General features: G+C 62.2%; 11 protein-coding genes. All 11 read left to right on the top strand.

The genetic code is table 11. From position 1 onward, the window contains the following. Positions 1–277: 277 nt before the first annotated feature. The 11 genes from ACIPY3_RS21015 (at position 278) to ACIPY3_RS21065 (ending at position 8988) form a co-directional block, all read left to right on the top strand. Complete coding sequence (locus tag ACIPY3_RS21015) at positions 278–958, top strand: YesL family protein (RefSeq protein WP_400337111.1); 681 nt, start codon at positions 278–280, stop codon at positions 956–958. Further along, positions 951–1175: a hypothetical protein gene (locus ACIPY3_RS21020; RefSeq protein ID WP_400337112.1), complete on the top strand. Its 225-nt coding sequence runs from the start codon at positions 951–953 to the stop codon at positions 1173–1175. Before ACIPY3_RS21015 ends, ACIPY3_RS21020 begins: the two co-directional genes overlap by 8 nt. After that, entirely contained in the window at positions 1165–2697 is a 1533-nt protein-coding gene (locus ACIPY3_RS21025; RefSeq protein WP_400337113.1) for an extracellular solute-binding protein, read from the top strand. The genes ACIPY3_RS21020 and ACIPY3_RS21025 overlap by 11 nt, the downstream gene beginning before the upstream one ends. Beyond that, the gene (locus ACIPY3_RS21030) at positions 2694–3668 is read left to right on the top strand and encodes an ABC transporter permease (RefSeq protein ID WP_400337114.1); all 975 of its coding nucleotides are present in this window, start codon (positions 2694–2696) and stop codon (positions 3666–3668) included. The genes ACIPY3_RS21025 and ACIPY3_RS21030 overlap by 4 nt, the downstream gene beginning before the upstream one ends. After that, positions 3668–4540, top strand: a complete 873-nt coding sequence (locus ACIPY3_RS21035) for a carbohydrate ABC transporter permease (protein ID WP_397325595.1) — start codon at positions 3668–3670, stop codon at positions 4538–4540. Before ACIPY3_RS21030 ends, ACIPY3_RS21035 begins: the two co-directional genes overlap by 1 nt. Positions 4541–4559: 19 nt before the next feature. Next, positions 4560–5231, top strand: a complete 672-nt coding sequence (locus tag ACIPY3_RS21040; protein ID WP_400337117.1) for a rhamnogalacturonan acetylesterase — start codon at positions 4560–4562, stop codon at positions 5229–5231. A gap of 2 nt (positions 5232–5233) precedes the next feature. Continuing rightward, complete coding sequence (locus ACIPY3_RS21045) at positions 5234–5935, top strand: DUF1961 family protein (RefSeq protein ID WP_400337180.1); 702 nt, start codon at positions 5234–5236, stop codon at positions 5933–5935. Between the two features lie 71 nt (positions 5936–6006). Beyond that, positions 6007–7014: an acetylxylan esterase gene (locus ACIPY3_RS21050; RefSeq protein ID WP_400337118.1), complete on the top strand. Its 1008-nt coding sequence runs from the start codon at positions 6007–6009 to the stop codon at positions 7012–7014. A gap of 220 nt (positions 7015–7234) precedes the next feature. Next, positions 7235–8362 carry a 3-deoxy-7-phosphoheptulonate synthase gene (locus ACIPY3_RS21055; RefSeq protein WP_400337120.1) on the top strand — a complete coding sequence of 376 codons (1128 nt, stop codon included), beginning with the start codon at positions 7235–7237 and terminating at the stop codon, positions 8360–8362. Between the two features lie 140 nt (positions 8363–8502). Beyond that, positions 8503–8715 carry a helix-turn-helix domain-containing protein gene (locus ACIPY3_RS21060; protein ID WP_017199160.1) on the top strand — a complete coding sequence of 71 codons (213 nt, stop codon included), beginning with the start codon at positions 8503–8505 and terminating at the stop codon, positions 8713–8715. 174 nt (positions 8716–8889) lie between these two features. After that, positions 8890–8988, top strand: coding sequence for a 30S ribosomal protein bS22 (locus ACIPY3_RS21065; RefSeq protein WP_003792170.1), 99 nt, complete (start codon positions 8890–8892; stop codon positions 8986–8988). Positions 8989–9169 lie beyond the last annotated feature (181 nt).

The following is a 9169-nucleotide window of genomic DNA, read 5'->3' on the forward strand; positions in this document are numbered from 1 at the left end:
TTCGGCCAAGGGGTGGGCACGTACTGGGTGGCAAGCGCTTTCCCGCATCCGCTCCTGCCAGTGTAGCGCGGACTCCACTCGAATGTAACGATTCAACTTTGCCCTTGACTCCCACGTAGGGCTCGGTCTAGATTTCGTGAAACCGTTTACTTCAAACTCGGCCCATCCCGGGGCTACCCCAACAGACTGGCATTTGTGGTTGCTCTGAGCCTTCAAGACAACAACAACTGCGAGTTACCTGGGCCTGTTCTGCAACGATGGAGAAAGGGGGAGTCCCATGGCGTCAGGTGCGTTTGGCTTCCGGGCCTACACGTTCTTCGACACACTCCTGTGGATTGCCTGCCTCAATGTCCTTTGGATCGCCTTCACGCTCATGGGTGGAGTGGTCCTTGGGGTCGGGCCAAGCACGGTGGCGGCCCACATCCTGGTCCGCGACAAGGTCCGCGGCAATTCTGTGCCCTTGTTCCGTCGCTTCGCCCGGGAGTATTTCAAGAACTTCGCCAAGGGCAACGTGCTCGGACTGCCGGTGTTGCTGGTGGCGGCAGCACTCGTCCTGAACTGGGGCTACTTCTCCGGCGGCCGGGATCTCGGTTCGCAACTTGCCTCCATTGCCGTCCTCCTGGCCATGCTGTTTGCCGCGGGTGCGGTCTGCCACCTCTTTCCGATGTATGCCCGCTACGAGTTGCCTTTGCCGCAGTACTTCCTCATGGCTTCCCGATTCACCATGCGCCACCTTGCCGGGACTGCCATCCTCCTGTTCGTGACGGCCGCAGCAGTCTTCGCCTGCCGCGCGGTGCCCGGATTGCTGCCCTTCTTCGGGATCGGCGCCTGGCTGTACGTCACGGGATGGCTCAGTGACCGGTTCTTCACGGCCAACGACGATTCCGTGGCGGCTGCCGGCAGTCAAGCGCCCAGCGTGCCGGCGGACCACCCTGCGAAGGAGGCCAGTCTTGCGTGACTCCAACTCCAGGAAGAACCATGTCCTGCACCGTTCCCTCGATGTCCAGGGGCACTCCGGCGTCTCGATGGAGCCCCTCGGCGTGGGCACGAATGAAACGTATCAAAATGAGCAGGGGGACCACCTGTGGACCATCAAGAGGTTCCACGGCGGGGTCCCGACAGACCCGACGGACACCAACCCCGAAGAAGTGGAAAAGGAACATCATGAACCGTAGAAAACCAACGCTCGCAGCCGCCGTCGTTGTTTCCGCAGCGCTTGCCCTGACAGCGTGTGGCGGAGGCGAAGCGCCCGCGGCCGATCTGAAAAGTGTCAGCATCATGGCGCCGTTCCTCGAAGCCCAGCCGCCGTCGGCCGATGGCGCGGTGCAGAAGAAGCTTGAGGAATTGACCGGCAAGGACGTCAACATCACGTGGACGCCAAACTCCTCCTATGAAGACAAGATGAATATCACCCTGGCGTCGTCGGAGATCCCGCAGGTGCTGGTGGTACAAAGCAAGTCGCCGGGCTTCGTGAAGAACGCCGAAGCCGGAGCGTTCTGGGACCTCACGGACAAGCTCAAGGATTACCCGAACCTCAAGACCACCTTCCCGGAAGTCGAGCAGAACGCCAGCGTCAACGGCAAGGTGTACGGCGTCTTCCGGGCCCGGAACCCGATCCGTGCGGCCGTGATGTTCCGCCAGGACTGGCTGGACAAACTCGGCCTCAGGGCACCCGAAACGGTTGAAGACCTCTACAAAGTAGCCAAAGCCTTTACCGAGCAGGATCCTGACGGCAACGGCCAGAACGACACCTACGGCATCACCATCCCCAAGTGGGGCGCGTTGGGCACCAACAGCCCCTACGACATGATCGAAACGTGGTTCGGAGCGGGCAACCGTTGGACCGAACGCGACGGCAAGCTGGTCCCGAGCTTCGAAACGGACGAGTTCCTGGAAGCTGACCGCTTCATCAAGAAGATGGTGGACGAGAAGCTCATCAACCCGGACTTCGCCACCTTTGACGGCACCAAATGGAACGAGCCCTTCTTCAACGGCAAGGGCGGCATCATTGTGGATGTCGACTCCCGGGTCAGCGTGCTGATCAACCTCTTCAAGCAAGCCAACCCCAATGACTTCCAGAACAAGGTGGGCTTTGTGGGCAGCCTGAAGGGGCCCGATGGCGAACTCCATGCCCACCCGACTGACGGCTACTCCGGCTTCCTGGCCATCCCCAAGTCCAGCGTCCGCACCGAAGGCGAACTGAAGAACGTCCTGCAGTTCCTGGACAAGATGAACAGCAAGGAAGTCGCCGTGTTGCTGAACAACGGCATCGAAGGCGTCAACTTCGCCGTCGAGGGCAACCTGGCCGCGACCATCAAGCCTGAAACGCCCGAAGGCAAGGTGGTCAACACTGACATCAAGAGCTACGCGCAACTGGGTACCAACGTCACGGGCAACAACTTTTACGCCGTCAAGCAGCCTTCCGAGTACGAGCAGAAGGTGTTCGACGACCGGGTGAAGGTCATGGCCGAGGACGTCAAGAGCGCCGTCTACAACCCGGCAGCCGCCTTCGTTTCGCCCACCTACGTGGCCAAGGGTGCGCAGCTGGACAACATCGTGGCCGATGCCCGCATCAAGTTCCTCGCCGGCCAGATCGACGAGCAGGGCCTGAAGGACGCCATCAAGCTGTGGAACACCAGCGGCGGTGACAAGGTCAAGGAAGAAATCAACAAGCTCTGGCAGGACAACAAGAAGTGACAGCGCCGGTAGTTGATGCCAAAGCTCCGGAGCGGGCGGCCACGCAGCCGCCCGCCCCGGCGCGGCGGCGCGGTTTTGCTGTCCACTTTGCCCATTACAAGTGGCTCTACCTGCTCCTGCTGCCGGGGGTTCTGTACTTCGCGATCTTCCGGTACGGACCCATGTACGGGGTCTCGATCGCGTTCAAGGATTACGTTCCGTTCCTGGGCGTCAACGGCAGCCCGTGGGTGGGGTTCACCAACTTCACGGATTTCTTTGCCAATCCTGACTTCCCCAGGCTTCTGGCCAACACCCTGATCCTGGCCTTCCTGAACCTGGGCATCGCCTTCCCCCTGACCATCGTGTTGGCCCTGCTGCTCAACGAGGTCCGGCTCTCGATCCTCAAGCGCACCGTCCAGACCCTCGTGTACATCCCGCACTTCCTGTCCTGGACCATCGTGGCTTCGTTGAGCTTCCTGCTCTTCGCCTTGGACATTGGCCCGCTGTTCCAGTTCGTCAACGGCCTGTTCGGCACCAACATCGACATCCTGTCCGACCCCAACTGGTTCCGGCCGCTGATCGTGCTCCAGGAGATCTGGAAGAACACGGGCTGGGGGACCATCATCTTCCTGGCCGCCCTGGCCACCGTTGACCAGGACCAGTACGAGGCTGCGATCATCGACGGTGCCGGAAGGTTCCGCCGGGTCTGGCACATCACGCTGCCCGGAATCCGGTCCACCATCATCGTGATGCTCATCCTGGCGATCGGGCAGATGCTGAACACCGGCTTCGAGCAGATCTACCTCATGACCAACGCACTCAACCGCAGCGTGGCCGACGTCTTCGATACCTATGTGTATTTTGTGGGCATCACCCAGGGCGCGTACAGCTACAGCACCGCCGTCGGGCTTTTCAAATCCCTGGTGGGCATCGTGCTGATCTTCGGCACCAACTGGCTGTCCAAGCGGTTCAACCAGAGCGGACTGTTCTAATGAAGATTCACAACACCCGCGGCGGCCGGGTCTTCGACGCTGCCAACTATGTGTTCCTGTCACTGATCGGGATCATCACCCTGCTGCCGTTCGTGTATGTCATGGCAGGCTCGTTTGCCACGGAAGCGGAGATCACGCGACGGGCCTTCTTCGTCTGGCCTGAGCAATTCACCTTGGGCTCCTACGAGTACATCTTTTCCACGCCCGCGTTCACCAAGGCCTTGCTCACCACCGTGCTGGTGACTCTGGTGGGCACGCTGATCCAATTGCTGCTCACGGTGACCATGGCATACCCCTTGGCCAAGCGCGGGCTGCGGGGCCGGAAGCTCATCCTTTCCCTGGTGGTTTTCGCCATGGTGTTCTCCGGCGGCATGATCCCCACCTTCCTGCTGGTGAAGGACCTGGGCCTGCTGAACACGTACTGGGCGTTGATCCTTCCGGCCGCGATCAACCCCTTCAGCCTCATCATCATCAAGAACTTCTTCCAGGAGCTCCCGGCGGAGCTGGAGGAATCGGCCAAGATGGACGGCGCAACGGAGATCGGCATTCTCTGGCGCATCCTCCTGCCGCTGTCGAAGCCCGTGCTGGCAACCTTCGCGCTGTTTTACGCCGTGGGCATCTGGAACGACTTCATGTCACCGCTGCTCTACCTCAGCGACAACAACATGTGGACGCTGCAGATGTACCTCCGCCAAGTCACCGCGGCCTCGGACCTGCTGGGTACGGGCAACGTGGATCCCACGTACATCCCGCCCGAACAAGGCGTGAAGTTCGCGGTGATCGTCGTGGCTACCCTGCCCATTCTGATCTTCTATCCCTTCCTCCAGAAGCACTTCGCCAAAGGCATGCTGATCGGCTCGGTCAAGGGCTAAGACTCAACCAAAGGACACCATGAAGATCCTCCTCGCAGGCGACTCCACCGTTGCCGCGTGCCCCAGCTTCGAGTTTCCGATGAGCGGCTGGGGTGCCCACCTCGCGCCCGAAACGTACTGGTGGGCGGCCGTTCACAATTACGCCAAGGGCGGCGCCACCACCGAATCGTTCCGGGAAGAAGGCCTGTGGCACCAACTGCTGCACCAGGCCGTCCAAGGCGACCTGGTACTGATCCAGTTTGGGCACAACGACCAGAAGCGTGACCACCTTGGGGCCCGTACCGGCTACGCGGAGAATCTCCGGCGCATGGTTGCCGAGGTCCGCTCCAAAGGCGCGGTTCCGATTTTGTGCGCATCGGTGGAACGCCGGCATTTCGAGTCGGGCGTCCCGCAGGAAACGCTCGGTGACTATCCCGCCGTCGTGCGTGAACTCGGCGGCGAGTTCGGGCTTGAGGTGATCGACCTCAACACCTGGACCCGCGCCCTGTACCAGGAACTCGGGGAGGAGGGCTCCAAGGAGTTGTTCTTCCATTTCGCGCCGGGAGAGCACGCCCACTGGGCCGGCGGGCTGGAGGACAACACCCACTTCCATGAGAAGGGCGCCCGCATGATCGCGGCCCACGTGGCCGGGCAATTGGAGTCGCTTGGCTATGGTTTGGCTTCTTCGGTCCGGGCGGGGGCTTCGGCTTGAACGTGGTGTACCGGAACCCTTTGCGGGGGCCCGACGATGTGTCGGACTGGGTGGCCGAAGGTCCGGTGACGGCGGGAACGTACGACGCCGGCGGGCTGAGGGCGGCTTCGGCGGTGGCCGACGGTGCCGCGGCAGCGGAAGGCGGTGCCTTGCTGCTCTCCGGTTCGGTGGATGCGGACCAATTCGGCGACCACGCCCATTGGACGCTGTGGTGCCCGGAGGAACTGCCGGACCACGTTCGAATCAGTTGGGAGTTCCGGCCCGTGGAGGAGCCGGGCCTGGCCATGGTGTTTTTCTCTGCCCGGGGCCATGGTGGCGAGGACCTGTTCTCTCCGCGGTTGTCGCCGCGAACCGGGTACTACCCGCAGTACCACTCCGGCGACATGGACGCGCTCCACGTCTCCTACTTCCGCCATAAGTACGCCTCTGAACGGGCCTTCCGGACCTGTAACCTGCGCAAGAGTGCCGGTTTCGAACTTGTGGCCCAGGGGGCCGACCCTCTCCCGCCCGCCGAGGACGCCAGTGGCTTCTACCGCATGGAGGTCATCAAAGATGGAGCCCGTGTGGCCTTCTCCATCAACGGACTTCCATTGTTCGATTGGGTGGATCCCGCTGAGGCACCGCTTGGCGGCGGATACTTTGGCATCAGGCAGATGGCCCCGCTCGTGGCGGCCTACCGAAACCTGGTTGTTGAAGCACTGTGACGGGCACCACCCTGCCATGACGTAGGATGTCCTCACCGCCGTAATTCCCACTCCTCACCCTGGAACGGACCATGCCACTCTTCGACCTTCCCCTTGAACAGCTCCGCGACTACACGTCCGGCGCCGTGCCGCCAGCCGACCTGGACACCTTCTGGGACCGGACCATCGCTGAGGCCCGGCTGTTTCCGTTGGACGCCGTCTTCGAGCCCGTGGACAACTACCTCAGCGTCATCGACACCTTCGACGTCACGTTCTCCGGCTTCGGCGGAAACCGGATCAAGGGCTGGTTGCACGTCCCGGCGCACCGCGATGCCGGGGAACGCCTTCCCGTGGTGGTCGAATACATCGGCTACTCCGGCGGCCGCGGGCTGGTCAACCAGAACACCCGCTGGGCCCAGGCCGGGTATGCGCACTTCATCATGGACACCCGGGGCCAGGGTTACGGCGGCGTTTCCGGGGACACTCCAGACCCGCACCCCTCTGCCGGTGGGGTGAACTACGCCGGCCTCATGACCCGCGGCTCCGGCCATCAGGACGAGTACTATTTCCGGCGCGTCTACACCGACGCCTTCCGGGCGGTTGAAGCGGCTCAGCAGCATCCCGCCGTCGACCCTTCCAAGGTTGTCCTGGCGGGCGTCAGCCAGGGCGGCGGCATCACGGTCGCCACTGCGGGACTCACAGCGGGAAGGCTCGACGGCGTCATCGCCGCGCTGCCGGATGTCCCCTTCCTGCAGGACTTTCCACGGGCGATCGATATTGCGCCGCGGGGCCCGTACCCGGAGATTGCCTCGTTCCTGGGGCGGCACCGCGACCGCTACGAGTCCACCTTGGCGGTGCTGAACTACTTCGATGGGGTCCACTTGGGCCGTGCTGCCTCGGTACCGGCGCTGTTCTCCGCCGCCCAGATGGACGATATCTGCCCGCCGTCCACGGTGTTCGCGAGCTACAACGCCTACGGTGTGGCAGGCGGGTCGCCTGAGAAGGACGTAGAGGTGTACCGCTTCAACAACCACGAGGGCGGGCAGGAACACCACTGGATCAAGCAATTGCAGTTCCTGCGCAAACTCTTGTCATCATGACGGACGCGATTTGCCGGGTGTGATCCCGCGCGGTTATGGTGTGGCTATGACTAAGCGTTGGTATGCGTATTTTTCGTTGGCTCTGGAGGGGCCCGCGTCTAACTGACACGCATCCAACTTTCCTTCAGAGCCAACAGGGCAGAGATCATTCTCTGCCCTTCGCCATATCCGGCGGGTTCTGAAAAGGGGCCCGCTCCGCATCCCGGACAGGACCCAGAAAATGACCAGCATCGCCCCGGAATCTTTGACCTCGAACAGTTCGCAGCCCGCGACGTCCAACCTTCGCGTCGCCCGTTTCGAGCCGCTTCCGGCACCCCAGGACCTCATCGCCGAGTTGCCGCTGGACGCCCGCTCAGCTGCCGTCGTCGACCGTGGCCGTGACGAAGTCCGGGCCATCATGGACGGCGTGGATGACCGGCTCCTGGTCATTGTTGGCCCATGCTCCATCCACGATCCCAAGGCGGGCCTCGAATACGCCCGTCGCTTGGTCAGCCAGGCCGAGAAGCACAAGGAAGACCTGCTGATCGTCATGCGGACGTACTTCGAGAAGCCGCGCACCACGGTTGGGTGGAAGGGCCTCATCAACGATCCGCACCTGGACGGCAGCCACGACATCGCCGCCGGACTGCGTGCGGCCCGGGGCTTCCTGAAGCAGGTCACGTCCTTGGGCTTGCCCACTGCCACCGAATTCCTTGAGCCGATCAGCCCGCAGTACATGGCCGACCTGGTTTCCTGGGGTGCCATCGGCGCCCGTACCACCGAGAGCCAGATCCACCGCCAGCTCGCCTCGGGGCTTTCGATGCCCATCGGTTTCAAGAATGGCACCGACGGCGACCTCCAGGTGGCCATCGACGCGTGTGGGGCCTCCGCTGCCGAGCAAGCCTTCCTGGGAATCGACGACGACGGCCGGGCAGCTTTGGTGGCGACGGCCGGAAATCCTGATACCCACGTGATCCTCCGTGGCGGGCGCAAGGGGCCGAACTACTCCGAGGCCGACGTCGCAGCAGCTTCGTCCAAGCTGGCGGGCAAGGGACTCAACCCGCGGTTGATCGTCGATGCCAGCCACGCCAACAGCGGCAAGAGCCATCACCGGCAGGCCGAGGTCGCCCTGGAAATCGGCGCGCAGCTTGAGGCCGGTGCCTCTTCCCTTATTGCCGGGGTGATGCTGGAGAGCTTCCTCGTGGGTGGCGCGCAGAACCTTGACGTTGCCAAGCAGTTGGCGGGGGAGCAGGAACTTGTCTACGGCCAAAGCGTCACGGATGCCTGCATGGAATGGGACGTTACGGCTTCCGTGCTGGAGCAGCTCGCAGCCTCGGCCAGGAAGCGCCGCCTGGCAACCGCGGAGTAGGTTCCCACTTAGGCACAAGCTCTTTCACATTGGCCCCATCAGCCTCTAGAGTATCTAGCACATGGTTGTTTGATGGCTCAGCATCGGCACACCGTTCTACTGGGGGTGTCCTACTGTCTGAGAGCAAAGGAATATGGGAAATGTCCGCAGAGACTAACTTCTCGAACGCGCGTTTCATGACGGTGGCTGAAGTAGCCGACGTCTTGCGTGTTTCCAAAATGACTGTGTATCGACTGGTTCACTCAGGGGAGATGCCCGCCGTCAGGTTCGGCCGATCCTTCCGGGTTCCGGAAGAGGCCGTTGCCCAGTACCTCAAAGGTGCTGTTGTGGACGGGCAATCGGAGACCGCCTGAGCCCTTGCCAAAGTCCGTGTGACGGTCAGTGGTCATTGGGTGCCCCTGTGAAGCGGTACCCTGTTAAGGAACGTTTTACGTCATTGTAAGAATCTGTCAGTTGTACTGTCTGCTGCTTTGTCCGCGGATCCGTTCCAACAGACAGGACCTTCATCTAGTTTGTAAGGAACTTTCGTGGGTTCAGTTATCAAGAAGCGCCGCAAGCGTATGGCCAAGAAGAAGCACCGCAAGCTGCTTCGCAAGACCCGCCACCAGCGCCGCAATAAGAAGTAGAGATACTTCATCAAGCGTGAATGCCCGTTGCCTGCCAAGGCGGCGGGCATTTTTGCACCCCCGGACGCTCTCTCACCGAACCGCCCGTTTGCGGGGACGCTCTCTCACGGAACCGCCCTGTTTGGGGGGACGCTCTCTCACGGAACCGCCCTGTTTGGGGGGACGCTCTCTCACGGGACCG

Source organism: Paenarthrobacter sp. NPDC089714, assembly GCF_044748905.1.
Classification (GTDB): Bacteria; Actinomycetota; Actinomycetes; order Actinomycetales; family Micrococcaceae; genus Arthrobacter.

Bases quoted from the DNA above. Each gene is read 5' to 3' on its own strand.
- ACIPY3_RS21055 (WP_400337120.1), top strand. From the start codon at position 7,235: ATGACCAGCATCGCCCCGGAATCTTTGACCTCGAACAGTTCGCAGCCC.
- ACIPY3_RS21040 (WP_400337117.1), top strand. From the start codon at position 4,560: ATGAAGATCCTCCTCGCAGGCGACTCCACCGTTGCCGCGTGCCCCAGC.
- ACIPY3_RS21015 (WP_400337111.1), top strand. From the start codon at position 278: ATGGCGTCAGGTGCGTTTGGCTTCCGGGCCTACACGTTCTTCGACACA.
- ACIPY3_RS21060 (WP_017199160.1), top strand. From the start codon at position 8,503: ATGTCCGCAGAGACTAACTTCTCGAACGCGCGTTTCATGACGGTGGCT.
- ACIPY3_RS21050 (WP_400337118.1), top strand. From the start codon at position 6,007: ATGCCACTCTTCGACCTTCCCCTTGAACAGCTCCGCGACTACACGTCC.
- ACIPY3_RS21035 (WP_397325595.1), top strand. From the start codon at position 3,668: ATGAAGATTCACAACACCCGCGGCGGCCGGGTCTTCGACGCTGCCAAC.
- ACIPY3_RS21025 (WP_400337113.1), top strand. From the start codon at position 1,165: ATGAACCGTAGAAAACCAACGCTCGCAGCCGCCGTCGTTGTTTCCGCA.